Origin of the sequence: Bacillus sp. FSL M7-0558 (assembly GCF_038003245.1) — a bacterium.
Taxonomy (GTDB): domain Bacteria; phylum Bacillota; class Bacilli; order Bacillales; family Bacillaceae; genus Bacillus; species Bacillus pumilus.
The window spans coordinates 1,978,348-2,004,665 of sequence record NZ_JBBOOU010000001.1; the positions used below are offsets into that span (position 1 = coordinate 1,978,348).

Genomic DNA, 26,318 nt, shown 5'->3' on the forward strand with positions numbered 1-26,318 from the left:
TGCTCTTCTAAAAAAATAAAGATGCGCTACATCGTAGCACACCCTTTATACTATTATAAAACGGAGTCTAGCGCAATTAAGATCATTTCGTCAAATGTCGTTTGACGCTCTTCAGCCGTTGTTTCTTCTCCTGTGAGAACATGATCACTCACTGTCAGAATGGATAACGCTTTACGATCAAATTTTGCTGCAAGCGAATATAGAGCGGTTGTCTCCATTTCAATTGCTAGAATTCCGTATTGAGCCATGAGCTCAAGTGGTTTTTCATTGTAAAATTGATCTGCTGTAAATACATTACCGACACGTACAGCGACATTTTTTGCTTCTGCTGTGTCGTATGCTTTCTTAAGCAGTCCAAAATCAGCGCAAGGTGCGTAATCAATCGGTCCAAACGCCACACGATTCATTTGTGAATCTGTTGAAGATGTTTGAGCTAAAATGACATCTCGTACGTTGACATCCCTTTTAATAGCCCCGCAAGATCCAACGCGGATTAAGTTCTGAACATCATAGCTTTGAATGAGTTCATTCACATAAATCGAAATAGAAGGTACGCCCATTCCGGTTCCTTGTACAGAAACGCGCTTTCCTTTGTAGGTTCCAGTATAACCATACATTCCGCGCACTTCGTTATAGCATTCGACATCTTCTAAATATGTATCTGCAATATATTTCGCACGAAGCGGATCGCCTGGCAGCAATACCGTTTCTGCAATTTGTCCTTTTTCTGCTCCAATATGTACACTCATTTTTTTAGCCTCCACTTAGGTTTACTATGTGTTTTGTCCTATTTAGTATAAACGATTGAGCCCAAAAAAGAAAATACCAGCTAAAGCTCGAGCTGGCATCGAAAATCTCTATTTAACTCATCGTCAACAGTCGCTCACTGCGTTTCCATCCTGCCGGAAAAAGCTGATAATAGCATTTTCCCTTTTTCTTATCATCAATCACAACAATATCACCTGTTGTGATAAACCGTGCATTGTAATCACTAGGGACTGTATCATGTACATTAAATGTCGAGAATGCTTTCTCCAGAACATCCAGGTGTGTTCTGCCGCCAATCTTTGTCCGGTACACAGGCTGATGCCCACTTGCAGCGCCATATTCAGGTGTCTGATAAATGGTTAAGTGAAATGCTGAAGGTTTCTTTTGAAAAAATCTCAACGTCAATTGCATTCAAATCCCTCCCCTTTTATATAAAATTGGCTGGGGTCTGTCAATTTCCTTCTTCTATTTTTGTCGAATGGCAGACAATTTTTCGTCAATCTTTTTACAAATGAGAAATAAAGCAAGTCCTATCGCAAAACCGCCTGCGACATCTGTCAAAAAATGAACGCCGATATACATTCGGCTGATCCCAATCAAAACAACACAGACCCCTGTGATCAAGTAGACGATTTTTTGTCTTTCTTTCAGCCATGGAATCATTTCAACTAATAGATAAGCTATAAAAGGATAGATTGTGGCTGCATTCATCGAATGTCCGCTCGGAAAGCTGTAATACGTTTCATTGACAAGATGATCAAAGGCCGGACGCTCTCTAGCAAACAGCCCCTTTAGTTCATGGTTGATGGTCTTTTCTGTGAGATATAATAGAAAAAGCATCATGATAGAGTAATAGCGCTTATACATGAATAAAGCGACACTAAAAATGAGCATGATGGGCACGAGCAGCGCACTAATGCCAAAGTCCGTCAAAGTCAGCATGACATCATTTAAAAAAGGGAGTCTGATGCTCTCAAACCATAAGATGATCTGGTTGTCCAATGCTTGACCCGCTCCAGATACCATGAGCGCAGCAATGGCACCAAATAAAATTAAAAGAAATAGGATATACACGCGAAAGATTCTCCTCCCTCTCTTCAGAATCACTTCAAAGTATAGTGCCTACCACGCCTCTTCTTCAACTATCATTGTTTTTTTCAGCATATATTCAAACGTAATGTCAGCCAGCTCAAACGTTTCCAGCTCAGCAGGTATGTACCCTCTTTTGACCAGCTCCATGTAGAAGAATTCCGCAATTTCCTCTGTATCGATCACCAAATCTGCTTCTTTCATGACATTCCGCCTCCTTTTTTATGATGTATGAACGACGCCTGTTTTTTATTACAGTTTGTCATAATGGCTCATTCCATACATATAAATGCAGTAAACAAAAAGAAAAGGGGTTTGAGGCAATGAAATGGTTCAGCATATTAGATGGAGAAATGTTTGATCAGGTGATGGGCCGTATCTTGAGGGGATGGTTTTATGTGATTGTTTTTTTCTGTGTGCCTTATTTTTTATTCGTGTTAGGACAAGTCTTTCTTTAACCAAAATGCTCGTGTAAACTTTCCAATATAAAATCCATCATATCTTTGTATTCTGGATCTTCGAAAAATTCGTAGAGAATTTTATAGTCATTATAAATATCAAGAAGCTCATCCACTATAGATACAGCGAGAAATTCTAGTGATGCTTCGCTTTCTTGTTTCTCTTCTAATTGTAATAGAGCTGTTTGCACCATATCTTCTTCCATTTCTTTTGAGGTTTCACCGACGTAATGCACAAAAAGAAGCTGATGAACGAACTGGTCCATCTCATATTTCCTTAGGACAAGCGTTAAGTCTTCCTCTTCTGTTTCCAGCCACTCTCCGTCCTTTAGCCTCGTGAGTTCATAAATGACATCTTCCCAGCCATCATCAAGGTATCGCCATATTTCAGTCCGATGCCCAATAATTTTAAATAGCTCTTTTCCGTAATCTTTTACATATACAACATCGCCAATGAGGAACTCATATTCAATGTCCAGCTTTTCTGTATCCACAATCACCCCGTCGTACTCACCGTAAAGCTGAAGTGATGTTTCAAAATAAAGCACCTCATTATGATTGACCTCATACAAATAGTGCTGGTCAATTTGATGGACTTTTGTAATCGTTCCAACTGTGCCGTACATGACAACGACGACAATATCCCCTACTTGATATTTTGGTGCTTTCGCCTTCATTCTGTCTCCCCCTTGCCCGACTTTTGGTCTTAACGTATCGTATGCCGGCGCAAGGAATTCTGCATGGGCAACCACACCATGCAAAACGCCATTTTATTTCTCATCAAAAAACCGCTTCTCCCATCTGGAAAAAGCGGTTGTGTGTTATTTTTTTTTGACTTCTACTTCATATTGCTCAAACGCTTCGTCAAATGTTGTCATTGAGCTTAAATAATCGCCATTTAATTCTAAATAGGCACAAAGCTCATGATAATCAGTGGACGCTTTCGGGAAGCTGTGATCCTCATAAGCAGCATTTGCAAAATGGCTGATTTCATCTTTCGGTTTTGGATGTCTGTACTTCATTAAATAATGGTAAAACGACTTCACCTGTTTTTCCCTCCGCGACACTCTATTTTGTTGTTATATTATACAGCAATTTGATGACTTGTATAGGCGGAGGTACAACTTATGATGAAAAGTCAAAGTAATTTCGCTTTAATAACCGCTCCATGCTCATTAATTCTTCGTATGAAATTTTTTCTGGAAGTTTTGTCTGATCCACTAAAATTAATTGATCTTCTATCCCTTTAACCGTCTCATCCTTTTGATATGTCATACCGCAGTGTGTGCAGGAAATGGACGGTGTTTCGATGATTTCAATGGATTGTGTGCCAGTGATCAGTTCCCAATAGACTGTTGTCTGCTCTCTGTTTGCTTTGTTTTCCTCACACCAATCACATGTCAGCAAGGTTATTTCTCCTCCTTTACAGTTTGATCTTTTTTGAGCTGCGCTTGATATTTTTTCTCTTTTAATTCATCTCGTTTTTCACGTTTGTTTTTGAGTGTGTCATGCTCAGGATTTGTCTCATATGCTTCTCTTCGTTTCATCCGGCTTAAATTCTCTGGCGTAAACGATTTCGCCTCATCCTCAAATAGTGCGGTAATACCAATTGCCGGGTCTTGTTTCTCTTCATAAATTTCATTAAAATACGCATCTGCCTGGCCTGCGACGTAATGCTCTGGTTCAGGGTAAGAGGTGATGACACCTTCAAAGTTACGAAGGACGACTTTGTCAGGGCTTTGCGATAATAAATAATTTGGCTGCAAGGCGATCTTTCCTCCGCCTCCTGGTGCATCCACAACAAAGCTTGGCACGGCATAGCCGCTCGTATGCCCTCTTAAGCCTTCTATGATTTCAAGACCTTTTGATACTGGTGTTCTAAAGTGGCCAATGCCCTCAGATAAATCACACTGATAAATATAATAAGGTCTGACCCGTATCATCACGAGATCGTGCATCAGCTTCTTCATAATCGGCACACTGTCGTTAATTCCTGCAAGGATGACGGCCTGATTACCTACAGGCACGCCGGCATTTACAAGACGTTCGCACGCTTCTTTTGCTTCTTTCGTAATTTCAATGCTTGTATTAAAATGGGTATTCAGCCAAACTGGATGATATTTTTTCAAAATCTCGCACAGCTCATCTGTAATGCGCTGCGGAAAGACGACCGGCGCGCGGGTTCCTATGCGAATGATTTCAACATGCGGAATGTCTCGTAAGTTTTTCAAAATGTATTCAAGCACTTGATCATTGATTAAGAGCCCATCTCCGCCGGAAATTAACACATCCCGCACCTCAGGTGTTTCTCTAATATATCCAATGGCAGCATCTAACTGCTTTTTTGGCACGCCCATACCGATCTGACCAGAAAAACGTCTTCTCGTACAATAGCGGCAATACATGGAGCACTGATTTGTTACAAGAAAGAGCACACGATCTGGGTACCGATGCGTTAACCCCGGGACAGGTGAGTCTTCATCTTCATGCAGCGGGTCTTCCAGGTCATATTTTGTTTTATGAAGCTCCTCAGCAATTGGCACAGATTGCATACGTACTGGACATCTTGGATCGTCTGGATTCATCAATGAGGCATAGTAGGGTGTAATGTTAAGTGGAATGGTTTTGGTGGAAATCTTCACCCCTTCTCTTTCCTCTTCTGTTAAGTTTACGACTTTCTCTAAATCTTCAAGCGTTTTCACGGTATGCGTCAGCTGCCAAATCCAGTCGTTCCACTTTTCCTCAGGTACATCTTTCCAAAGCTCAATGTCCTTCCAATGACGCGCCGGTTCATATAGTTTTTGATTCATATCCATTCCCCCTATCAGCATTCACCTTATACTATGCAAGTTATGTGCCAACATGGGAAAATGCCCCTATTCTTTTTAGAAGGAGCTTTACCCGTGATATTCAATGGATGGTGATGCCTATATTTCGGCATCTGCATATTTCTTCAGTTTATATTGCAGTGTTTGTCGAGGGATTTTTAAAGCGGCAGCGGTTTTTTTAATATTGCCATGATGCTTGTTTAAAGCTTCTTGAATGAGTGTTTGTTCAAATGAAGAAACCTGACTTTTTAAGGAGGCATTGAGTGTTCCTTCCTCAAGCTTCTGCGTACGTAAATGAGCAGGAAGGTATGAAGGTGTGATGTCTTCCGCTTCCTTTGGCATCATCAATACGGCATGCTCAATGGTATGTTTTAATTCTCGAACGTTCCCCGGCCAGTGGTGAGCCATAAACAATTGCTTTGTTTCTTCAGAAAGGCGTTTGACGTTTTTTGAAAACTGCTGATGATAGGTTTGAATGAAATGGCGGGAAAGCAGCGGGATGTCTTGCTTTCTCTCACGAAGCGGCGGGATATGAAAAGATGACACATGCAGTCTATAAAATAAGTCTTCTCTTAAAATTTGCTTTTTCACCGCTTCAAATGGGTCCATATTGAGTGCAGTAATGAGTCTTACATCTACTTGAATCGCTTTTGCATCTCCAATGCGGCGCACCACGCCATCCTCTAACACACGTAATAATTTCGTCTGCAGCGTGAGCGGCATCGCTTGCAGTTCATCAAGAAAAAGCGTGCCTCCATCAGCTAATTCAAAGAGCCCCTTGCGATCAATTGCGCCTGTATAGCTCCCTTTGACAGATCCGAACAATAGGCTTTCAAGTAGCGATTCTGGGAGTGCCGCACAGTTTTGCGGAATGAACACTTGGTTTTTCCGATCAGATTCATGAACGATGGCTTGAACGAGCACTTCTTTCCCTGTCCCTGTTTCCCCGTAGACAACAACTGATGACGGATAAGCAGCAGCTTTTTTTGCCTTTTCAAGCATTTCATTTAAGAGCGGATCATTTGTTAAAAATGAAGAAAAATCATGCATTTGTTCTGCCCCAGCCGCATCGTGTATTCGTTTTTTTTGATCTAAACGATTCGAAAGGGCTGACAGCTTCGATACATCTTTTGCGACTTCGACCGCACCTATTAACTGGCTGTCTTCAATAATAGGCAATGTCGTGTTGACGGTTTCAATTCTTTCTCCGTTTTTATTCAAATAGGTTTGCAGCGAATGATAAATGGGCTTCCCTGTTCTCAAAACATGCATGAGCGTACTTGTTTTTTCTGTTAAAGAGGGATACACATCAAGAATGTACTTGCCAATCACCTCTTCTTTTTGCAAACAGTCAAACTTGGCGGCATTATGATTGTAAAAAATCGTCATTCCTTGATCATCTACAACATGGATGGCTTCATCAATGGCTTCTAAAATTAATTCAAACCAATCCGCTCTTTCGACAACCTTCCCCATTCTTTTCCCCTCACTTCCAGTGCCGAAAAACCGGCATCTATTGCCGGATTTTCAGCGGCTTGATCATCTCCAAAAGGTTCCCTGTCCTTTTCATGTTTCGCTTTTTCCTTTCTACTTCCTGCTTTCATTGCTAAAAAAAGCACCCCTCTTATGAGGAGTGCTTTCGCCCGGATGTTTGATAAAGAGACATATCGAATTCCTGCAGCGATTCCCTATACAGCGGCACGATCGGCTTTCCTTCTTGAAATAAAGTAAATTGAGAAGGATATAATTTGATGGGCTGATGATAAAACGCAAATAACTTAACCACCTCAGGGGCAATAAGGCAGAAGGTATCATGCACAAGTAAATAGACATCTCGTTGCCATTTAAAAAGCCGGCGATTTGGCGGGCTGAATTCAGGGGATACTTGAATGATTTTGCCATCGTCAAACGTCTGTAACAGTTCGTTTGAAACGGCGCACATTTCCTTTGGATGAAACTGAAAATATTGCATATCGCGCTTTGAAGCAAATCGTCTTTTTTTCTGATCTTCAATATAATAAAACGTTCTTCCGTTATCTGCGGTGACGACTGTATAGTTCGGCACAACCAGCGTATCTTTTACCTCATATTTCATTGCACATAACAAAGGAACACGAATTGCACGCCTCTTTTTTTCATTCACCCATCGCTTATCAATTTGGTTAAGATCCCCATGAACAAGTTGGAAATATCTTCCTTCTCTTTCGATCACCGTCCCATCAATTACATCATATGGCATACTTGAAAACATGTGATGAAAGGATTGGGGTGTTTTAAAGGTGATATCAAGTACTTCTTTTAATGGATGAAACGCAGCAAAATGATTCAACCGCATCCAAAAAACAGAATCTGCATGATGCCAATGCTTCGGCTCATCATCCCAATATTGCCCAAATTTCTTATAAATCAATGGAAGCAAGCGGCTTCTGTGCATGACCGAACAGTGATCTACTTGAAAGGACGCATGGTCTAACACGTGTTCCGCCTCACGTACAAAGGTCATTGTTTCTACCAGATGCTTATCAACATGGATCACACGCTGCGAGGAATAAACGATATCTACCTCTGGCTTTGATTGAAAAACCTCCACCATCTTCTGCAAACGATCATTACAATACATTGTATCATCCGTTAAATAACAAATAAGCTCCCCTGATATACGTGTTAATGCCTCATTAATAAGCGTCGCATAACGTACATTCTCAAGCCTTTTTGCAGGATGAACAGTGTGCGGATACAACTGAATACGGTCATCGTTTAAAAAGGAATGAATCTTTTTCATTGTTTCTGGCTCTGAGCCATCATCCATAATCAAAAGCTCCCAGTTTTGATACGTTTGTTCCACCATACTCTTTAGCACACGATCAATATAATCAGGTTTATTGTAACTTGTTAAAATCACCGATACTTTCATAGGCATTATCCTTTTTAATGAGATTAAAAAGCTCCCCAACTAACAATGTTTGCGTAAGGAACGCTCACTCTTAACTGATTTGTTGCATTTTTAAAAACCGCCACTGTATGAAACAATTGAACGACAATCACGTTTTGGAGCACCTCACCATTGACTAAATGAACACGCGGCAATGGAATACCAAGTTCCAACCAAGAACGCAGCAACTCTTTGATTTCTGACGAACCTTCTTCTTGTTTTTCCTCTAAAAGACGAAGAAGAAGTAAAATGAAGATAACTTCAAGTACACCTTCAACTTCTAGTAATTCATCGTTCCAATCATTTAATAATTGTTCAAATTCCATTCATAATCCCTCTCTCTTCACATTTAATCTTTACTAGAGTATGAGAACCACTTCATTTAGCCTCAGCATTTGAACACATTTTAAAAAATGTGTGAAGTGATTAAATGAAAAAAGAACAAGGAATCAGCGTTCTGCTTATACCAAAAAAAAGTGAGCGGCATATACATAGTGGTGTGTTTCAATTGTTGAAGAAAGGATGGGGATAAAATGAGCGACAATCGTACCGAGTTAAAAAAAGAACTATTGAAACTATTCTTCAAGCCGCTTAGTCAAGCGTTAACAGTCAATCTCGAAGAGGGAGGTACAGAAGTGGAAGATAAATTAAACGATTTTTTAAGCGGAGCTGCTACATCCCTTAAATCATCTAAAGGAGCAAGATGGATTTTCGCAAGACTTGCACCAGGAACGGTCATTAGTATTGTGATGGATTCTGGAGATTTAATTGGCCCAGTTCAGTTTGTAGCATTCAATGCTTCAACTGGTATCGTTTTTGTCACACAGGAAAGTTCTGTTACACCTACTGGCTCTGCAACAACTCTTTTAGATGTAGATAAAGTTGAAAGTGTTACATTTACAACTTAAAGTGAGAAATCTATCATGAAGCTACTTTATATCAGCTCTGGCTACGGCGGGATCTATCAAATGTTTGATCACTGGGTAGAAGAAAGCTTCATTGATTCACCCTTTTCATGTTTCAAGATAGAAAGAGAATCTATACAGTCACACATGCACAAAATCCGGACATTTTCTCCGGATTTTGTTTTGATGATGATTGGTGATCATGTTCCGAGCGAAGTGCTTCATCAATTCAAACAAGAAAAGATCCCGATCGTTTTGTGGATGACAGAAGATCCCTTTTATACAGATGTGTCAGCTGCTTGCACGCGTGATGCGCGCCTCATATTAACAATTGATGAAGGAGCTTTGCCTTTTTACAAGCAATTGGGCATAGTTGACGCCTACTACTTTCCCATTCCGGCAAATACACGTATTTTTCAAAAAAACGAATCGTCTGAAAAGATGTGCATCTACGACATTGCACTCATTGGCTACCCTTATCCCAACCGCATGAAAGCCATTGATACACTCTTACAACAGAAAAAATGGCGAATTCTCGTTGCAGGTAAGGAATGGCATCGTCATTTAAATAAGTCACGAAGACATGATCGCGATCTCACATTAGTGACCAATTGGCTGAGCCCTCAGCAATTGGCGGACATCTATCAGCAATCAGCGATTGTTCTTAACCCGCACAGACCGGCTCAATTTGCTTATAACAAAAACAAAGCCATGGTTCAAAATGTAAGCCTGAACAACAGAGCGTTTGATATCGCTGCAGCTGGAAGCTTTCAATTGACGGATCTACAACCGCCTCAAGCTTTTTCAAGCTTCGCTTTTTATAAAGATGAGGACGATTTGCTGGAACAGGTTGAATATTATGGATCAAATGCCGAGAAAAGAAAAGCAATCGCACGAAACAATTACGAACAAGTCGTTTCCTGGAATACATTTGAGTCATTTCCACACAGACTTTATGAGATCGTAAAAAGCGCCCTATGACCGGGCGCTTTTCTCGTTGAAATTCTTCTTATACCTAACCCTCCGCATCTCTGCGAGCCAATAAGACTTTCTCCGCTTTCTCAAGATCTTCTTCCTGTTTCACCACAAGTGATTTTTGGGAATCCATGATATACGCTCCAACAGATCCTTCTAAAAAGGAATGAATGCATTCTTTTGCATATGGAACATGAAAAGCATACACTGCTCCATTTAAACGGCCATACGTATATGGCTGCTCATGCTTTGGCATGAAAAAGTAATGATTGTCCTTATATAAAGTGGCTTCATTATTCTCATGCAGTGTCCATGTCTCATTTGGGTTTTCTAGCGCCTCTGTAAAAGATGCCACGCAGTCATAGCTCCCTTCTACTAGAAGCTGCAAGCACTTCTCAATATCTTCCGGCTGTCTTAAAGGAGACGATGGATGCAAATATAGAACAATATCAAAGGTTTTCCCCTCACGCTCTAAGTAAGCAAGCGCATGCTTCACCGCTATGAGTGACGGTGTTTGTTCTGTTACATGACTGTCTGGCAGTTCTATCACACGGGCTCCGTAGTGAGAAGAAATGATTTGTGTATTGACATCCTCTGTAGAGACGATGATTTCGTCTAACTCAATCATTTGCAGTAACGGCTGAATGGTCCAATAGATGAGCGGCCGCTCCGCCAATACGCGAATGTGTTCATCATGCTGATCGCGCCTGCTTCTAAAAGCTGGTATCAAGGCTAAAATACGATTTCCCCTATACATGTATTCCCTTCTCCCCTCGCGCAAAGCTCTCTACATATTCTTCCGAGCTGATCGCAGTACTGAAGTGTTCAGGTCTCTCATTTTTCTACTTATTCTCTTATCTCTCCATATTCTATTAAAACGTCATGCAGATGGTTATAATGTGTTCACCTAATTTATATAGAAAGTGGTTCTTTTCCTCAAACGGATACCACTCTTTCACATATGATGCAAAGTAGAGAAATGAGAGTTGGGGGATTAGATATGTCCAAAAAGATAGAAACGAGTTTGAAGGCTTTTTTTCGTGACAAAACGATATTAGTTACAGGCGGTACAGGTTCAATCGGACGTCAAATTGTGAAAAAATTAACATCATGCTCTCCAAAAAAGATTATCGTCTTCAGCAAAGATGACAGCAAACAATACATGATGAAAAATGAGTATGCGGATCACCCAGAAGTCGCCTTCGCTTTAGGCGATGTACGAGATGCAAGCCGCGTGAGACAGCTCGTCAAAGGCGTTGATATCATCTTTCATGCAGCCGCCTTAAAACAAGTACCTACTTGTGAAGACAATCCGTTTGAAGCCGTGCAAACAAATATTATCGGAGGGCAGCACATCATTGAGGCTGCAATCGAACATGAAGTCAGTCATGTTGTCAACATCTCCACAGACAAAGCAGTTTCTCCGACAAATGCCATGGGTGCAACAAAATTAATTTCAGAAAAACTATTTTTCCAAGCAAACGAAAGTATTCTGAACCAAAAAACATTGTTTTGCTCTGTGCGTTTTGGCAATGTGCTTGGATCAAGAGGTTCCGTCATTCCCATCATGCTCCAGCAGCTGTTAAATGAAAAACCTTTGACCGTAACTGATCCTCATATGACACGTTTTTTTATGTCCATCGAAGAGGCTGTCTCCCTCACACTTCAAGCAGCCATCATGATGAAAGGAGGCGAAACGTTCATTCTCAAGATGGAGTCATTACAGCTTGCTGATCTCTTAAAAGCGTTTCATGAATATGCTGCTCAAATCAAGGTCTCATCTCCGGAAATTCTCGTTGTCGGGAAAAGACCTGGAGAAAAGCTTCACGAAGAGCTTACATTTCCGCACGAAGCAGATGCACTATTTGAGCATGAACAATTTTATGCCATTTTACCAAGACCAAAACTGCATGCTTCCTTTCAAAAAGTCGACTTAACCAATTACACATCCAATGAAGCGCCTCTCATTACAAAAGAAAAGCTATTCCGCATCATTGAACAATTACATCACACGCATCATAAAAAATAAAAAATCGTCACACGGAAGCAGATGCCTTCCATGTGACGATTTTTCAATAGATCAATCAAATAGATGTTTCAAATCCCCATAGCCTTCTTTTTCAAGAGCATCTTTTGGGATAAACTTCAAAGCGGCTGAATTTATACAATACCGAAGACCATTTGGTCCTGGTCCATCAGGAAAGACATGACCTAGATGAGAATCAGCTGTCTTGCTGCGCACCTCTGTCCGCACCATCCCATGGCTCTTATCCACCTTCTCGGCTACTTCCTCATCTTCAAGCGGCTTTGTGAAACTCGGCCAGCCGCAATGGGCATCAAACTTATCTAAAGAAGAAAAAAGCGGCTTGCCTGAAATAATATCTACATAAATGCCTTCTTCTTTATGATCCCAGAATTCATTTTGAAATGGCGGCTCAGTGCCATTATTTTGTGTGACTTCATACTGCATTCGGTTTAATTCTTTTAGTCGTTTTTCTTTATCGTTTGTCATGATTTATCACTCCAATGGGACTCAATAAAACCCGCTCTGCCAGAACCGACATGATATCGTTCGTAGTGCATTTTGTTCTTTTTATAATAGTGCTGATGATACTCCTCTGCGGGATAAAAAGGAGCAGCATCTAAAATTTCTGTCACAATTGGCTTTTGAAAGATGCCGCTTTCGTTCAGCTTCTCTTTCGATGCCTCTGCAAGCTTTCTCTGCTCATCATGATGAACATAAATACCTGTGCGGTAGGACTCTCCTCTATCACCAAATTGCCCGCCATCATCTGTTGGGTCTATTTGCTGCCAATACAGTTCTAATAGCTTTTCATACGGGAATACGTCTGGATCAAACGTGATTTGAACCGCTTCTCTATGCCCCGTTGTATTTGTACATACTTCTTCATAGGTCGGATTCACTGTATGTCCGCCAGTATACCCTGATTCAACTTTGATAATGCCCGGCTGTTCATCAAAAGGTTTAACCATACACCAGAAGCAGCCTCCTGCAAATGTGGCTAATTCTTGTTTTTCAGACATATTAGTGCCCCCTTCATTTAAAAAATGGTATCATCATATTATAACATGATGAAAAATAATGAAAATGATACGACTCGTCTACCTAAATGATAAAAAAGCATTTTGTCGTATTTTAAAATATAATGGGGGTTTAATGATTGGAACAAAGAAAAAAAATGATGTATGAAATGGATACTTTACTGAGAACCGTATTTAAGCAGATCCGTTATGAGATTAACAGCCTGCTCGAAAACGAATTATCTCGGAATGAATTTCTCATTTTAAATCTGCTTCGTGAGCAAGGTGCAAAAAAAGTAACGGAATTTGCGTCCATTCTAGGAGTGTCAGCAAGCCATATCACAGCTGTGACCGACACACTTGTAGAAAAGGGCTGGATCACCCGTATCCGTTCTAAAGAGGATCGCCGCATCATCAAAATCCACTTAACCGATAAGGGTAAGGAAATTACTGAGCATTTTGAGAAAAAGAAAACAGAATACTTTATGGAGCGATTTGAGTCATTCGACGATGAGGAACTAAAAACAATGATCAAATTATTTAAAAAGCTGGATAAAAGTCAAAAGGATGAAGCATAGAATTTAGCGCACTGGACATGCTACGGATAAAAAGAGGTGGAATGAACCATGACAAGCCCTTATCTTTGTCCAAACTGTAAAACGAACAGAACGCGCTTTAATCTGATTGAGCAGCTTTCAGAACCTGTGAAGCTGGATCCTGCGACCGGAGCAGTTGTCGAAAGATACGAAGGAGAGCAGCTTTCTCCTTTTCACATGAGCTATCAAGGTCCTCAAATAAAAGTCCAGTGCGGTGTTTGTGGTCTCATTGAGGATGAAAAAACGTTCATTAAGCTAGCTGAATATCATCAATATTCTTCTCCTTCTTAACATGCGGGCCTGACGGAAAACGTCAGGCTTTTTTCTATGCTTCGTTTGCCTATACAGATCGCCTTTTTCATGCATACGCTACAAAAAACACCATCGCATAAGAAAGTAGGGATTGATACATGCAGCAGCTCTTTTATCATAACTATCCATACCGTCCACTCGCTGCGGGCTTCGAGCACCCTCAAAGCAGCCCTTCATCCAAAGCCTTTATTCGGCTTTTTCACGCTGCCCCAGATCTTAGTGAGCTCGCTGTTTATGTGAACCGGAATGAGGTTTTGAAAAAAATGCCTTACAGCCAGTTAACAGCTTATATGGAGTGGGATGAGGGAATGTATGAGATAGAAGTGTTCAAGCTAGCTACAAAACAAAGAGTTCTTCATTCTCGTATGATGATTAAACGTGACGAGATTTATACCCTATGTATCACAGGTACGCATGCAGGTTTTGCGCTGCTGACAGAGCGGCAAGACCCTCTGATTCAACATAAGGACCTGTCAGCCCTTACATTTGTCCACCTTTCTCCAGACCTTCCTTCCATTGATATATATGAACGTGATCAAGGGGTGTTAGCTAAGGAGCTTCACTATGTAAACAGCACTCACATTCATCATTTCTCCCCGAATAAATATCATTTTGAATTGAAAGCCGCCGGCACTCAAAGTATACTGCTTGATATCCCAAAAGTTCATCTGCAAGCAAATCGCGCATACCTCATTCTGCTTCATGGATTTGCTAACGGAGAGCCAGAGCTTATGGCGAAGGTGGTCTTGTCTCAGCAAATATAAAAAAGAGCCTTTTCCATAAAGGAAAGGCTCTTTACGAGACATCTTCAGCTTTTTCTTGCTTTTGAAAATCAAAAGCAAGAATCATGATACCTAGAAATAATGCACAATAGGCAATATTTAAGTAAAACTGATCGATATTTTCTGCTCTTAAATCAGTGGCAGCTGTGATGCCAAAGTACGCAGCAAATAAAAACGACAGTAAACTAAAATATTGATAGACTCGCTTCATGATTTCACTCCTGACTCACTTTCTATTGCTTTGGATGATAATATGAGAACTCAATTTCATCGTTCTCTAGATCAATTTTGTTTGCTTTCACATACATATCATTCGTCAACGGCATTTCTGAAAGGCGCACTTCAACCGTTTTTTGATCCGGTTTCACATGAACGAATTCTGGCAGTTCATAGAACTGGCCCATGTAGCTTAGAACAAAACTAATCGGAATGCTCAATTGTCCAATTGAAAGGCCATCCACTTTCAAAAGCACATCACCATTATCTTCGACAGTTGGCGTAAATGAGACGTTTGCATCAATCGTCGAAGAGAAAGCTTTAATGGCGCCTGTTACTTTTACATCTTGATCGATCGCCACATGAAAGTCTGGCATATCGCTTGACCCTTGATTTTTCAAGTAATCATTGATAAAGCTGGTGAGTGATTCCTTTGAGCTAGATATATTAAAAGAATACTCGCTTTTCAATTCTTTAGTTGAAGCGGATTGACCGCCTGGCATTAACATCAAAATACCGCAGGCAAGTACAATCAATAGATTGATTGCAAGTAAAATAAAAAATAAGCTTTTCCACTTTTTCATACGTTCACCCTATTCCTTCGGCAGTCCTTCTTTTTTCACTTTGGAGAATAAACGATTTGCCATAAGAGAGTACCCCTTTTGGTTTGGGTGGAAATCATCATCTGCCAGTAATTTTTCATCAGAATCTTCCTCAAATAAATCTGCTACATTGATCATATCAGCGTTGCCATCTTTTTTTAGTTCTTTTTTGGCGACGGCATTCCAGTCTTTGACGACTTCATCAATGTCTTTCAGCTCAGTGAGACTGAATTTAAAGGGATTATACATGCTTACATACATGATCTTCGCATGGTCATTATGTTCTCTCAGTTGAGCAAGAATGGTTTTAAAGCGCTCCTCAAAAGGCCCCTGCTCTTTTTGAAAAGGAGCAAACGTCAAATTGAGTACATTTTGACGAACGACATGCATTAAGTCATTGCCGCCGATCGTAAAGAAAATATAGTCAGCATCTTTCAGACCGTCTTGCACCTTTTTTTCTTTTAATCTTTTTAATAAATCTACCGTTCTACTGCCTTTAATGGCATAGTTTTTTAATGTGACAGATTGCACGCCGTCCACTGCTTCTAACTTGTCACGGGTCATGCCTGCATATCCTTTTTTTTGTTGATCTCCGATTCCTTCTGTTAAGGAATCTCCAACCGCTGCGATGGTAATATGTTCTTTTACGTCTTGTGTGTCTTCTAGTTTATCCTTTATGCCAGCCTCTTGCGCGGAACATGCAGAAAGAACAAAAGCTAGAGACATCACAATCAAAATCAAACGAGCCTTCAAACGATGATGTCCCTCCTTTTTCTGATTAAAAAAGTGTATCATGTTTTTGCTCATTTGAACATCTTTATGCTAGCTTCGGATCAGCGTTTTGATGTCCTTGATGATGTCATCATATGGCGTGTTTTGTACACCATCATAATTTTTCATCACTTTTCCTTCTTGATCAACTAGGAAAAACAATGACTGATGGATCACTTGGTCTTCATCTTCAGGTTTCTTCACAATGGTTTTAAAGCTTTTCATTGCGAATTTTTCAATTGCTGACTGCGAGTAACCAGTGAGGAAATCCCAATTTTTAAAGGATAAAGGATATGCTTTTGCAAATTCTTTTAGCTTTTTCGGTGAATCTACCTCCGGGTCCACGCTAAAGGAAATGATATGCGCATCCAATTTTTCTTCTTTTAACCGTTTTTGCAGCTCTGTCATATGCGCAGTCATCGGCGGACAGATCGTTTCACAGCTTGTGAAAATAAAATCTGCCACCCATACTTTCCCCTTCAAATCATCCAATGACACCTTTTGTCCATCCTGATTTTCATATTCAAACGGCTGTATTTGATAATTTAACGCATCTTTGATTTGTCCATTTGAACATGAGACTAAAAGAAGCACGCTTATGATCATAAGCGCACCAAGTGAGGCTCCCCTTTTTTTAAGCATGGTACGTCCATCCCCTTTTTCAAGTCAATCGGTATAAAAAGTAAAGCCTATTGCACCTTTTCCAGTGTGACACGAAATAATCGGTGTTGTGTAGGCGATGTCAACAGGTGCTTCAGGTGTATGATCAAGCAGCGCTGATTTGAGCTTTTCAGCGAGTTCTAATGCATCTGCATGCGCTATCCCAATGGCTTGAACTGTTTTTCCTTTCACCGCCTGTACATACTGTTTGGTTAAATAGCGGACAAGAGCAGAATAGCTTCTCACATTCGCTTCTGGTGTGTATACCCCGTCTGTTAAGCTGGCAATTGGTTTGATGTGAAGAAGTGAGCCGATCAGCGCCTTCCCTCTTCCAATTCTTCCACCTTTCACGAGATTTTCTAATGTATCGATTGTGACAAATAGCTTTGTTCCAAGACGGATTTTATCCATTTCTTTGATGATGTCTTCACGGCTTGCACCATTTTGTGCAAGTTCGGCTGCTTTGGTGACTTGAAACCCTAGTCCATATGAAATAAAGTTTGAATCAATCACCGTGATGTTTCCGTCTACCATTTTCGAAGCGCTTTCAGCAGTTTGAACCGTACCACTCATCCCACCCGTTAAATGGATACTAATGACTTCGCTTCCATCTGCCGTCAGCCTTTCATATAATTCGACGAATTGACCGATCGCAGGTTGAGACGTTTTCGGCAATTCCTCAGCGGCCTCCATTTTTTCAATAAATTCATCTGCCTGTATATTCACTCGGTCAATATAATCAACCCCAGAAATGGAGATATTGAGCGGAATCACGTGAATGGAAAGATCATTGATTTTTTCTTGCGGAAGGTCCACTGTTGAATCTGTTACAATTTTAATTTGTTTCACTATTGTCTCATCCTTGCTGTCTTAGTCTTTACTTATGATATTACCTTATTTCGTGCAAACTTGAAAACAACTGTCATGACGTTTTTGAAATTGTCACATTTTCTTCTTATCATGAAAAAAATCCTTGCCAAGCTGAGCAGCAGCCATTTTAAAACAGCCGCTCACTCCCTTTGACAAAGATTCCTTTTTACGCATTGTGTTTCAGTGTAGGCTCCTGATAGATCTGCTCATATGTGCTCCACTTGACGTTACGTTTCACATCCTCTCTGAAAGAGTACACAGCTCTCTTTCCTTTAGATACATAGACTTTTTTCAAGAAAGCTTCAAGTCTAAAGGTGAGCATGAAACGATACGGCTCATCTCCCTTTAGTACAGGAACTTCTGTTACCTTGATCTGAGCTCCATCCATCCGTCTAAAACATATTGTTTTGAGCAGCACAAACGATCAATCCTCTTTTCCAATGTTCTGTTACGCCTAAATAAATAGGTGGAATAAATCTTGATCTTTATTCACTTCAACATAATGGAATCCTTTTTTATTCATCCGTTCAATGAGCGCCGCATAGTCATCTCTTTCTTTCAATTCGATGCCAACAAGCGCGGGTCCCTTGCTTCGGTTATTCTTTTTCGTATATTCAAAGCGGGAGATATCATCATTTGGCCCTAATACTTCATCTAAAAATTCCCGAAGCGCACCTGCTCTTTGCGGAAAATTGACAATGAAATAATGTTGAAGCCCTTCATAGATCATCGACCGTTCTTTGATTTCCTGCATTCTGCCAATATCATTATTTCCTCCACTGACAATACAGACAACATTTTTCCCTTTAATCTCCTCGCGATGGGCATCCAGCGCTGCGATCGGAAGTGCGCCTGCCGGCTCTGCTACAATCGCACATTGATTATAAAGCTCTAAAATGGTTGTACATACTTTCCCCTCAGGTACAAGACTAATTTTATCGACAACAGATTGTAGCGATGTAAACGTCTTTTCGCCAATCCGCTGAACCGCTGCTCCGTCTACAAACTTATCAATGGAATCAAGTGTCACAACCTTGCCCTTTTCATGAGAGGCATGGAGTGAAGCTGCGCCAAGTGGTTCGACGGCAATGATTTCGGTTTCTGGGGCGATATTTTTGATATATGTACCAACTCCAGATAACAGACCTCCACCTCCAACACTTGCAAATAAAAAGTGAGGCTCCACTTCGATATCATTTAATATTTCTACAGCAGTCGTTCCTTGTCCTGCCATCACATCTAGATCATCAAACGGATGGATAAACTCACGCTTTTCTTCATCTCCGCATTTAACTGCTTCATGATATGAATCATCAAACGTATCTCCGGTTAAGATAATTTCAACATATTCTTTTCCGAAAAGCTCTACTTGAGATACTTTTTGCCTTGGTGTCGTAGCAGGCATAAAGATTTTCCCGTGGATACCTAGATATTTACAAGAATAGGCAACACCTTGTGCGTGATTTCCTGCACTTGCGCAGACAATGCCGTTTTTTAGTTTATCTTTTGGAAGCTGGCTCATTTTATTAAAAGCGCCTCTTAATTTAAAGGAACGAACTACTTGCAGATCCTCTCTTTTTAAGTAGACATTACATTCATATCGTTCAGAAAGTCGCTCATTTTTTTGAAGAGGTGTATGAATGACTACATCCTTCAAATTTTGATGGGCCTTTAAAATGTCTTTCACTTGAATTAGCGTGTTTTCTTTGAGCAACGGTTTCATGTACAAGATCCTTTCTCTTTAACCTTATTTAATTTGTCATTATAACATGAATATTCAAAAAATAAACCAATAGATCATAGATCAAGCATAAATTTCATAAACTTTTTCGTTTCTCTGTACATTTGGTTTTATTGGGTGTTAAAATAGAACCAATTAGAACCATAAAGAAAGGAATCACCCGATGACCACACATTCGTTTACATCTATATATGGAGAGCATCAAGAAATGAAGCGTGCCATTCACCTGGCAAAGCAATTCACAAAGCACGCGCAGCCTGTCTTGATCACAGGAGACATTGGCACAGGCAAAACACGATTTGCCCATGAAATTGCTCATGCATCGGCTCCAAACGCTTCACTGACACATCTATATTGCCCCATCTTAGATGAAGATACCTTGCAGAAAGCCTTCACGGAAAAGACCCGTCAAATCCTTTATTTAGACGAAATCGCCGCATTAAGTATTCCTATGCAGCATCAGGTTGTTCGTTTTCTAGAAATCTCTCCTGCAACAAAAATCATTGCCACTTCGTCTTTATCAATAGAGGCATTAAGGGTTTCATCTACCTTTTTACCTGAGCTGTTTTATCGCTTAAATGTTTTCCATTTGCCCTTACCGTCATTAGCAGATCGAAAAACTGACATTCCTGTGTTAACAACTGCTTTCTTTCAGGAGCTGAGCATGGCGCCTGATATTGATCCAAGTGTTTGGGAAACCTTGCAGGAGTATCCGTTTGAAGGAAACGTACAGGAACTCAAAAATATCGTTCATTATGCTGCAGTCATTCTCGAGGGGCAAACGGTATTTTTACACCACCTGCCGCCTTTTGTGTTAACCCCTCTTTCGCCGGAGGTAAAAGGAAAAAAGGAAGATCATCAACTCACACTAATGGAAAAACAAGAGTTTGTTTTCCTGCTAGAAGCCATTAAATCTCTCAATGAGAAAGGTGAAGCAGCCAGCAGACGCATCTTGTCTGAATTAAGCAAGCAAGGCGACATCCCGCTGACCCCTCAGCAGGTGAGGAGCCGATTAGATGACCTTGAGAAAAAAGCATACGTGACGAAAGGAAAAGGCAGGGCCGGCACAAAGATTACACTTGAAGGTCTTTCATTCCTGAAGTCACTTGATGGTTATATACCGGTTCAATAAAAGGAGGACATCCATTGTTTACTGTAAAAGAAGAAATTGCAAACGCCATTACACATGGCATTGGCGTTATTTTATCCATACCAGCCATTGTTTTTCTCGTGTTATTCGCTGTTCAATACGGCACTATCACAGAGATCGTGAGCTTTTCAATATTTGGGGCATCCATGCTGCTGCTCTATTTAAGCTCGACCTTGCTTCATAGCATTCGGCACAAAAAAACAAAAGATGTATTTGAAATCCTCGACCACTCGGCTATTTATGTATTGATTGCTGGTACCTATACGCCCTTTTTACTCGGACCATTAAAAGGCGCACTCGGCTATACGCTTCTTGCAATTGTATGGGCTCTTGCTGCTGGCGGTATTGTCTTTAAAATCTTTTTCGTCAAACGGTTTATCATTGTGTCCACCCTCGTTTATTTATTAATGGGCTGGATGATTATCATTGCCATCAAACCACTTTACATTGGATTAACGGGCGCAGGATTTGGCCTCTTGCTGTTAGGCGGTCTATTGTATTCGGTCGGAACCATCTTTTATATTTGGCGGAAAATCCCCTATCATCATGCCATTTGGCACAGCTTTGTTCTCGGCGGCAGTGCATCCATGTTCTTCTGCATTCTCTTCTACTGTGTGAACATTCCTGCTGCATGAAAAAAACCAGCATCCGAAAGTGGATGCTGGTTTTTCTATGCTCGCTTTTGGGCGTAATCGTTCATCATGACAGGTGCTTTAATATGAATATCAACATTAACAGGGCGCAGCCTTTTCACGACTTTCCCAGTTAATAGACGATCCGTTCCACTTGTTTCAACCGGTACAAGCAGACAATCACAATCTTCAGCAAGTGCCTCTGCCATGTAACGATATGATTCTGAAAGCAATACACTCTGCCCCGATAAGATTCTTTCCTTTACTTCTTCTAATAAGGCATCATCAGATTGATTCTGATGAATAACCGCCATCTTCTTCAGCCATTGTTTTAAAATGGGATATCGAAAAAGATTCGGCTTTGCCATGAAAGCAAATGGTTTTTCAAGGTGACCAATCAATAATGTCGTTGTGACTGGATTCAGTGCCTGTGTGATATAAATAACGGGTCCATCTGGCAGCTTCTTTTGCTGGTGAATGGTCATGACTGATCCTGACTGGTCAATACATCCCCGGGCAAACCTTTTTGCATGCTCATGATTGAGATGCATTCGTTTCGTATAGGAAATGCGTGGATCAGTTAATTCATGAGCATGCAAATGCCTCATACTTTTAAAAAAGGATACAACAACATAAAGCGTTAAAAACCAATAACGAAACAACCGTACTCCTCCTACTCATTTATCCTTTTTTGTCATATACGACAAATTCATAATTGTAGGGGTTCTTTTCGTCACGATGGCCTTTTTCGCGTGATACAACCGTCCATTCGTTTTCATTGTAATCAGGAAAGTAGCGGTCTCCTTCAAACGCATGGTGAATATGCGTGATATATAGACGATCCGCATATGGCATCATTTCTTCATACAGCTTAGACCCGCCGATGATAAATAACTCGGTCTCGCTTTCCCCAATTGCCAAAATATCGGCAATGGAATGGACAACCTCGCATCCTTCTGCTTCAAAAGAAGAACTTGTTGTGAGCACGATATTTCGGCGGTTAGGCAGCGCTCGTCCAATGGATTCAAACGTTTTTCTGCCCATGACAATCGTATGGCCGCCTGTGACCTTCTTAAAATACGCTAAATCAGCTGGTAAATGCCAAGGCATTTGATTATCTTGACCAATGACTCTGTCTTTTCCTGTCGCCACAATCATCGAAATCATACACTGACTTCTCCTTTAATATGCGGATGCGGATCATAGTTCTCAAGTACAAAATCATCGAACGTGAAATCGAAAATGCTCTTCACATCTCTTGAGATGCGAAGCTGCGGAAGCGTGCGTTCCTCGCGCTCTAGCTGCATTTTCACCTGCGGAAGATGATTCTGATAAATATGTGCATCTCCTAGCGTATGAACAAACTCTCCTGGCTCAAGATTTGTGACTTTGGCAATCATCATCGTGAGAAGAGCATATGAAGCAATATTAAATGGCACGCCTAAAAAGATATCTGCCGATCTTTGATAAAGCTGGCAAGAAAGCTTCCCGTTTGATACGTAAAATTGAAACAGACAATGACATGGTGGCAGTGCCATTTGATCAATTTCAGCCGGGTTCCAAGCGCTGACGATCAGTCTTCTTGAATTCGGATTATGCTCGATATCGTGGATCAGCTTTGTGATCTGATCCACTGTCTCACCGTCCCCACTAGCCCAAGATCGCCACTGCGCTCCGTATACACGGCCCAGTTCGCCATTTTCATCTGCCCATTCGTTCCAAATACGGACACCATTTTCCTGAAGATATTTGACATTTGTATCACCTTTTAAAAACCACAGTAACTCATGAATAATTGATTTCAGGTGCAATTTCTTTGTTGTTAACAGCGGAAATCCTTCCTGCAAATCAAATCTCATCTGGTAACCGAACGTGCTGATTGTACCTGTTCCCGTTCTGTCACCTTTTTCATCCCCGTGCTGTAATACATGACGGCATAACTCTTTGTATTGTTTCATTTTTTTCATCCTTTATTTATGTTCTTGTTGTAGTTTACCTTATTTCCGCTTTTGTTTAAACACCAAAAAAACATGCCTGCATAATCATGAGCAGACATGTTTTTCTTTTATACTTGATTCACTCGATCCTGCTCTTCGTCCTTAATATCTTGGTGTGAGTGAGCAATACGGCTAGCTGCTGCTGCGGCAAGCGCGGCGACAAGATCATCAAGGAAGGTATGCACTTCACCTGGACGACCTTCATCTAATTCCTTGATAATACCAAATTTCTCTTTATCTAAATAACCGAAGTTGGTCAAGCCGATTGATCCATATACATTGACAATGGAAAGCGGAATAATCTCATCAATTCCATATAGCGGCTCATCTGTTTCAACTAAGTGCTGTAAAGGTTCTGGCAACAGCTTTTTTTCTGCCAGCTGATCAAGGGCAAGTCCTGTTAAAACCGCATGGACAATTTCCCTTTTATTCAACACTTTTTCAACATTTTCAATACAGACACTAAGTGGAAGGTTTGGATGATATTTTTCTTGAAGCTTTAGCACAATGTGTGCAATATCTTCAATTTTCACTCCGCGTTCGTTTAACATTCGTTTTGTAATCTGCACCATTTCGTTCATTGTATACTTTTTCAATTGGCATGACATCTCCTTCTAGTGGCTCATCCAGCTCGGCGGGGTGTTTTTGTCCCAGTAAATATTACCGAGTTCATGATGCGTCTGGAATCCATCTTCTGCTGTATGGTAGTGAAAGTTAAACCAATATCCGCTGTGTGGCGGCTGATCTCTTCTCACATGAAAACGGAGCAAATCTTCTCCAGTCTTCCGGTTGTAGATGTGAAAGATTTTTTCGCCATTTCCGCTTGAAGGCTGATCAGTTAACACAACATCTTGAAATTTTTCGTCATCTTTGAAATTTGTTAAAACATCGGTTAACACTTGTTCAATTTTCGGTTGAATCTCTTCTCTGTACTCGTCTTCAATGACAGGTGTGATTTTACGGCCGAATTTGAGAAATGACTGATTTTCTGCACTTGATAGAACCTCTTCCTTATATTGCTCAAAGGGGTCTACCTGCTCTTTGCTTGCCTCTTGCGATCGTTCCCAGCCTGATGTATCATAAACCGCTGTATAAGGCGTTTTATCAGGTGAAGAAAGTTCAGATGGCTTGTCTGTCATCAAAGCCGACGGAGGAGAGACCAAACCAAAAGTTGCAATGGTAAAGAGCGCAACAAGCGTTTTTCTCATCCACATCTTCATGATATCTAATTCCTTCCATAAGTTATCATACTGCTATTCTAGCATATAATGAATTTTCAGTCATTCAATTTGGTCACTGATTTGAGACTTTCTTTTTCATAATAAAACGTTTACAATGACAGTAATGGCAACTAAAATTTGGGAGGAATGGGTATGCTTGAAGGCTTTTTCGTCACAGCTTCCTTGCTGACACTGTTTTATTTTGTCTATATGGAGATTACGGATTAAAAGCCCTTAGAGAGGGCTTTTCAGATTGTTGACAAAGGGCTAAAATGATCTTGATTTTAGCCCTTTGTCTTCTTTTCAGCGTGATAGAAAACCTTTGCAGTCTAGGAAGGACGAGTACTGGCGCGGAGCGAATTTGACATTCGTGAGCACCAGCACGCAGGACTGACACCGAATGCGAGGGTTTGTCTACACGCTGAAAAGCCCTTAGAGAGGGCTTTTTTCTTTCTCGATATACCCATAATGAAATTGGGCTGTTTTTCGTTTGATGACGTGAAATTGGTAAGAGTCCGCTTTAAATCGTGTGCTTTTCCAATGATCTTTTAACACCACTCTTTTTCTTGCCACCCTTAATGCTTCTTGCACGGCTGCTTCGTGATCAAAGTCGTGCTCTGCCGCATGACGTAGCGGCGCTATACTTGTAGATTCTTGGATCGTTTCCTCAAACATCGGATCAAAATAGACGATATCAAATGAACAGTCAGGATACTTCTTTAGCTGCTCGATACTGTCTCCACTGATAACAGAAATCCGTTTCATCGCTTCATCAGCTTCCTCTATCCCCGTCTCCCATGTATTCAGTCCTTCTTTCACTAGTAACGCCGTAATGGGATTCTTTTCAATACCGACGACCTGTCCATTCCTGCCTGTCGCACAGCTTGCAGTAATCGCATCAGACCCTAAGCCAAGTGTGCAATCTAAAAAGGAATCTCCCGGCTTTAGCTGTGCTGCTTCAATTAAAGGATCCTTTTCTTCGCGCAAGAGCCGCTTCACCCTGAACATCGCTGAGCTTGGATGAAAGAAGAACTTTTCACCATTTGGCTGATACCATTCAAATCTTTCCTTTCCAACAACAAGGACATCTCCTCGTTTCATCGCAAGCTGCTTGACAGATTGTTTGCGTCTTTCTACATACTCACCATGTAAATCCTCTGCAAGAGCCTTCGCTGTTTCAATCGTTTGTTCATTTGCTCTAAAGCTTGTTGTAATGAGCATACTGTTCCTCCATCATGATCAAGAAAAAATGCCCTGATCTAGTTACAGGGCATTTCAACACGTGTATTAGCAATGTTTTTCAAATGCAGTTAAGACATTTTTCATAATATCTTCCATTTCATGACCTTCAATTTCGTCACGCGGGATAAAATGAACGAGTTCATTTCCTTTTAAAAGGGCCATAGAAGGAGATGATGGCTCTTCACCAGTGAAGTATTCTCTCATTTTTGCCGTTGCCTCCCGGTCCTGCCCAGCAAATACTGTGACGATTTTGTCTGGCGCTTTTTCTGCCTTCATCACAGCTTGAGTCGCTGCTGGGCGTGCTAAGCCGGCAGCACAGCCGCATACAGAATTAACAACAACAAATGTTGTTCCTTCAGCCTCTTGCATCGTTTGTTCTACTTCTTCTTCCGTCGTCAGTTCTTGGAATCCTGCACTTGTCAGCTCTTGGCGCATTGGCACAACGAGCTGGCGCATATATTCTTCATATGCCATTGACATAAAAAAGCCCCCTCTAAAATCCTTATGTTGTGAATAAAGGATACTATAGA

At 40.8% G+C, this 26,318-nt stretch carries 37 protein-coding genes; 8 read left to right on the forward strand and 29 right to left on the reverse strand.

The features are described 5' to 3' along the window. Positions 1-53 precede the first annotated feature (53 nt). The 12 genes from deoD to cgeC form a co-directional block, all read right to left on the reverse strand. Positions 54-749, reverse strand: coding sequence for a purine-nucleoside phosphorylase (deoD, locus tag MHB79_RS09740; protein WP_012010274.1), 696 nt, complete (start codon positions 747-749; stop codon positions 54-56). A gap of 112 nt (positions 750-861) precedes the next feature. Further along, complete coding sequence (locus MHB79_RS09745) at positions 862-1,179, reverse strand: hypothetical protein (RefSeq protein ID WP_003215750.1); 318 nt, start codon at positions 1,177-1,179, stop codon at positions 862-864. Between the two features lie 54 nt (positions 1,180-1,233). Further along, positions 1,234-1,842: a phosphatase PAP2 family protein gene (locus MHB79_RS09750; RefSeq protein ID WP_251190408.1), complete on the reverse strand. Its 609-nt coding sequence runs from the start codon at positions 1,840-1,842 to the stop codon at positions 1,234-1,236. A 48-nt stretch (positions 1,843-1,890) separates the two neighbouring features. Then, positions 1,891-2,061 (reverse strand): YozD family protein, encoded by a 171-nt coding sequence (locus tag MHB79_RS09755; RefSeq protein WP_003216084.1) that lies wholly within the window; start codon positions 2,059-2,061, stop codon positions 1,891-1,893. Positions 2,062-2,311: 250 nt separating this feature from the next. Continuing rightward, on the reverse strand, positions 2,312-2,992 hold the full coding sequence (locus tag MHB79_RS09760) for a hypothetical protein (protein WP_340989644.1): 681 nt from the start codon (positions 2,990-2,992) through the stop codon (positions 2,312-2,314). A gap of 144 nt (positions 2,993-3,136) precedes the next feature. Further along, positions 3,137-3,361, reverse strand: a complete 225-nt coding sequence (locus MHB79_RS09765) for a YozE family protein (RefSeq protein WP_003215834.1) — start codon at positions 3,359-3,361, stop codon at positions 3,137-3,139. Positions 3,362-3,440: 79 nt separating this feature from the next. Then, complete coding sequence (locus tag MHB79_RS09770; RefSeq protein WP_003215937.1) at positions 3,441-3,722, reverse strand: YokU family protein; 282 nt, start codon at positions 3,720-3,722, stop codon at positions 3,441-3,443. A gap of 2 nt (positions 3,723-3,724) precedes the next feature. Next, positions 3,725-5,125, reverse strand: a complete 1,401-nt coding sequence (ablA, locus tag MHB79_RS09775; protein ID WP_003215473.1) for a lysine 2,3-aminomutase — start codon at positions 5,123-5,125, stop codon at positions 3,725-3,727. 117 nt (positions 5,126-5,242) lie between these two features. Continuing rightward, positions 5,243-6,619, reverse strand: a complete 1,377-nt coding sequence (locus tag MHB79_RS09780; protein WP_003216007.1) for a sigma-54 interaction domain-containing protein — start codon at positions 6,617-6,619, stop codon at positions 5,243-5,245. Continuing rightward, entirely contained in the window at positions 6,580-6,747 is a 168-nt protein-coding gene (locus MHB79_RS09785; RefSeq protein WP_003215792.1) for a hypothetical protein, read from the reverse strand. Before MHB79_RS09785 ends, MHB79_RS09780 begins: the two co-directional genes overlap by 40 nt. Before the next feature lie 20 nt (positions 6,748-6,767). After that, positions 6,768-8,063: a glycosyltransferase family A protein gene (locus MHB79_RS09790; protein ID WP_340989650.1), complete on the reverse strand. Its 1,296-nt coding sequence runs from the start codon at positions 8,061-8,063 to the stop codon at positions 6,768-6,770. Between the two features lie 17 nt (positions 8,064-8,080). Then, a complete protein-coding gene (gene cgeC, locus MHB79_RS09795; protein WP_340989653.1) occupies positions 8,081-8,401 on the reverse strand; it encodes a spore maturation protein CgeC in 321 nt (106 codons plus the stop codon). 207 nt (positions 8,402-8,608) lie between these two features. Here cgeC and MHB79_RS09800 point away from each other — a divergent pair, with 207 nt between their 5' ends. Both MHB79_RS09800 and MHB79_RS09805 read left to right on the forward strand, forming a co-directional pair. Next, on the forward strand, positions 8,609-8,983 hold the full coding sequence (locus tag MHB79_RS09800; RefSeq protein ID WP_095117816.1) for a hypothetical protein: 375 nt from the start codon (positions 8,609-8,611) through the stop codon (positions 8,981-8,983). A 15-nt stretch (positions 8,984-8,998) separates the two neighbouring features. After that, positions 8,999-9,961 carry a CgeB family protein gene (locus tag MHB79_RS09805; RefSeq protein ID WP_226803605.1) on the forward strand — a complete coding sequence of 321 codons (963 nt, stop codon included), beginning with the start codon at positions 8,999-9,001 and terminating at the stop codon, positions 9,959-9,961. 34 nt (positions 9,962-9,995) lie between these two features. On the opposite strand, the gene MHB79_RS09810 is transcribed toward MHB79_RS09805, so the two are convergent. Next, positions 9,996-10,712: an acylneuraminate cytidylyltransferase family protein gene (locus tag MHB79_RS09810; protein WP_095117820.1), complete on the reverse strand. Its 717-nt coding sequence runs from the start codon at positions 10,710-10,712 to the stop codon at positions 9,996-9,998. A gap of 243 nt (positions 10,713-10,955) precedes the next feature. On the opposite strand from MHB79_RS09810, the gene MHB79_RS09815 reads away from it, so the two are divergent. Next, positions 10,956-11,984: an SDR family NAD(P)-dependent oxidoreductase gene (locus tag MHB79_RS09815; protein ID WP_137055078.1), complete on the forward strand. Its 1,029-nt coding sequence runs from the start codon at positions 10,956-10,958 to the stop codon at positions 11,982-11,984. A 51-nt stretch (positions 11,985-12,035) separates the two neighbouring features. Here MHB79_RS09815 and msrB read toward each other — a convergent pair whose 3' ends face one another. Continuing rightward, entirely contained in the window at positions 12,036-12,467 is a 432-nt protein-coding gene (msrB, locus tag MHB79_RS09820) for a peptide-methionine (R)-S-oxide reductase MsrB (RefSeq protein ID WP_137055077.1), read from the reverse strand. Continuing rightward, positions 12,464-13,000, reverse strand: a complete 537-nt coding sequence (gene msrA, locus MHB79_RS09825) for a peptide-methionine (S)-S-oxide reductase MsrA (protein WP_050943900.1) — start codon at positions 12,998-13,000, stop codon at positions 12,464-12,466. The genes msrB and msrA overlap by 4 nt, the downstream gene beginning before the upstream one ends. A 155-nt stretch (positions 13,001-13,155) precedes the next feature. On the opposite strand from msrA, the gene MHB79_RS09830 reads away from it, so the two are divergent. The 3 genes from MHB79_RS09830 to MHB79_RS09840 all read left to right on the forward strand — a co-directional run bounded on the left by MHB79_RS09830 (position 13,156) and on the right by MHB79_RS09840 (position 14,669). Further along, the gene (locus MHB79_RS09830; RefSeq protein WP_371475140.1) at positions 13,156-13,575 is read left to right on the forward strand and encodes a MarR family transcriptional regulator; all 420 of its coding nucleotides are present in this window, start codon (positions 13,156-13,158) and stop codon (positions 13,573-13,575) included. A 48-nt stretch (positions 13,576-13,623) separates the two neighbouring features. Beyond that, entirely contained in the window at positions 13,624-13,884 is a 261-nt protein-coding gene (locus MHB79_RS09835) for a hypothetical protein (RefSeq protein WP_012010293.1), read from the forward strand. Between the two features lie 119 nt (positions 13,885-14,003). Then, on the forward strand, positions 14,004-14,669 hold the full coding sequence (locus MHB79_RS09840) for a DUF4397 domain-containing protein (protein ID WP_050943898.1): 666 nt from the start codon (positions 14,004-14,006) through the stop codon (positions 14,667-14,669). A gap of 31 nt (positions 14,670-14,700) precedes the next feature. Here MHB79_RS09840 and ypmT read toward each other — a convergent pair whose 3' ends face one another. The 7 genes from ypmT to ilvA all read right to left on the reverse strand — a co-directional run bounded on the left by ypmT (position 14,701) and on the right by ilvA (position 19,529). After that, complete coding sequence (ypmT, locus tag MHB79_RS09845) at positions 14,701-14,898, reverse strand: protein YpmT (RefSeq protein WP_012010295.1); 198 nt, start codon at positions 14,896-14,898, stop codon at positions 14,701-14,703. A gap of 22 nt (positions 14,899-14,920) precedes the next feature. Further along, on the reverse strand, positions 14,921-15,487 hold the full coding sequence (locus MHB79_RS09850) for a YpmS family protein (protein WP_050943897.1): 567 nt from the start codon (positions 15,485-15,487) through the stop codon (positions 14,921-14,923). A 9-nt stretch (positions 15,488-15,496) separates the two neighbouring features. Beyond that, a complete protein-coding gene (locus tag MHB79_RS09855; protein ID WP_034620452.1) occupies positions 15,497-16,258 on the reverse strand; it encodes an SGNH/GDSL hydrolase family protein in 762 nt (253 codons plus the stop codon). A 69-nt stretch (positions 16,259-16,327) separates the two neighbouring features. Continuing rightward, on the reverse strand, positions 16,328-16,918 hold the full coding sequence (locus tag MHB79_RS09860) for an SCO family protein (protein ID WP_003216134.1): 591 nt from the start codon (positions 16,916-16,918) through the stop codon (positions 16,328-16,330). Between the two features lie 24 nt (positions 16,919-16,942). Further along, positions 16,943-17,785 carry a DegV family protein gene (locus tag MHB79_RS09865; RefSeq protein WP_050943896.1) on the reverse strand — a complete coding sequence of 281 codons (843 nt, stop codon included), beginning with the start codon at positions 17,783-17,785 and terminating at the stop codon, positions 16,943-16,945. Positions 17,786-17,972: 187 nt separating this feature from the next. Next, entirely contained in the window at positions 17,973-18,224 is a 252-nt protein-coding gene (locus MHB79_RS09870; protein ID WP_003215729.1) for a YpmP family protein, read from the reverse strand. A gap of 36 nt (positions 18,225-18,260) precedes the next feature. Beyond that, positions 18,261-19,529 (reverse strand): threonine ammonia-lyase IlvA, encoded by a 1,269-nt coding sequence (gene ilvA, locus MHB79_RS09875; RefSeq protein WP_003215464.1) that lies wholly within the window; start codon positions 19,527-19,529, stop codon positions 18,261-18,263. 181 nt (positions 19,530-19,710) lie between these two features. On the opposite strand from ilvA, the gene MHB79_RS09880 reads away from it, so the two are divergent. After that, positions 19,711-20,679, forward strand: a complete 969-nt coding sequence (locus MHB79_RS09880) for a sigma 54-interacting transcriptional regulator (protein WP_253622488.1) — start codon at positions 19,711-19,713, stop codon at positions 20,677-20,679. Positions 20,680-20,693: 14 nt separating this feature from the next. Further along, a complete protein-coding gene (gene trhA / locus MHB79_RS09885) occupies positions 20,694-21,332 on the forward strand; it encodes a PAQR family membrane homeostasis protein TrhA (protein WP_003215766.1) in 639 nt (212 codons plus the stop codon). 35 nt (positions 21,333-21,367) lie between these two features. On the opposite strand, the gene MHB79_RS09890 is transcribed toward trhA, so the two are convergent. The 7 genes from MHB79_RS09890 to MHB79_RS09920 form a co-directional block, all read right to left on the reverse strand. Continuing rightward, a complete protein-coding gene (locus MHB79_RS09890) occupies positions 21,368-21,991 on the reverse strand; it encodes a lysophospholipid acyltransferase family protein (RefSeq protein WP_339205610.1) in 624 nt (207 codons plus the stop codon). A gap of 19 nt (positions 21,992-22,010) precedes the next feature. Next, positions 22,011-22,496, reverse strand: coding sequence for a type 3 dihydrofolate reductase (gene folA / locus MHB79_RS09895; RefSeq protein ID WP_044141173.1), 486 nt, complete (start codon positions 22,494-22,496; stop codon positions 22,011-22,013). Then, entirely contained in the window at positions 22,493-23,287 is a 795-nt protein-coding gene (locus MHB79_RS09900) for a thymidylate synthase (RefSeq protein ID WP_212045985.1), read from the reverse strand. The genes folA and MHB79_RS09900 overlap by 4 nt, the downstream gene beginning before the upstream one ends. A gap of 107 nt (positions 23,288-23,394) precedes the next feature. Continuing rightward, a complete protein-coding gene (locus MHB79_RS09905) occupies positions 23,395-23,922 on the reverse strand; it encodes a phosphatidylglycerophosphatase A family protein (RefSeq protein ID WP_003215861.1) in 528 nt (175 codons plus the stop codon). 18 nt (positions 23,923-23,940) lie between these two features. Continuing rightward, complete coding sequence (locus tag MHB79_RS09910) at positions 23,941-24,546, reverse strand: YpjP family protein (RefSeq protein ID WP_003215665.1); 606 nt, start codon at positions 24,544-24,546, stop codon at positions 23,941-23,943. A 432-nt stretch (positions 24,547-24,978) separates the two neighbouring features. Continuing rightward, entirely contained in the window at positions 24,979-25,767 is a 789-nt protein-coding gene (locus tag MHB79_RS09915) for a class I SAM-dependent methyltransferase (RefSeq protein ID WP_310024886.1), read from the reverse strand. A gap of 66 nt (positions 25,768-25,833) precedes the next feature. Beyond that, complete coding sequence (locus tag MHB79_RS09920) at positions 25,834-26,268, reverse strand: BrxA/BrxB family bacilliredoxin (RefSeq protein WP_003215999.1); 435 nt, start codon at positions 26,266-26,268, stop codon at positions 25,834-25,836. Positions 26,269-26,318: the final 50 nt, after the last annotated feature.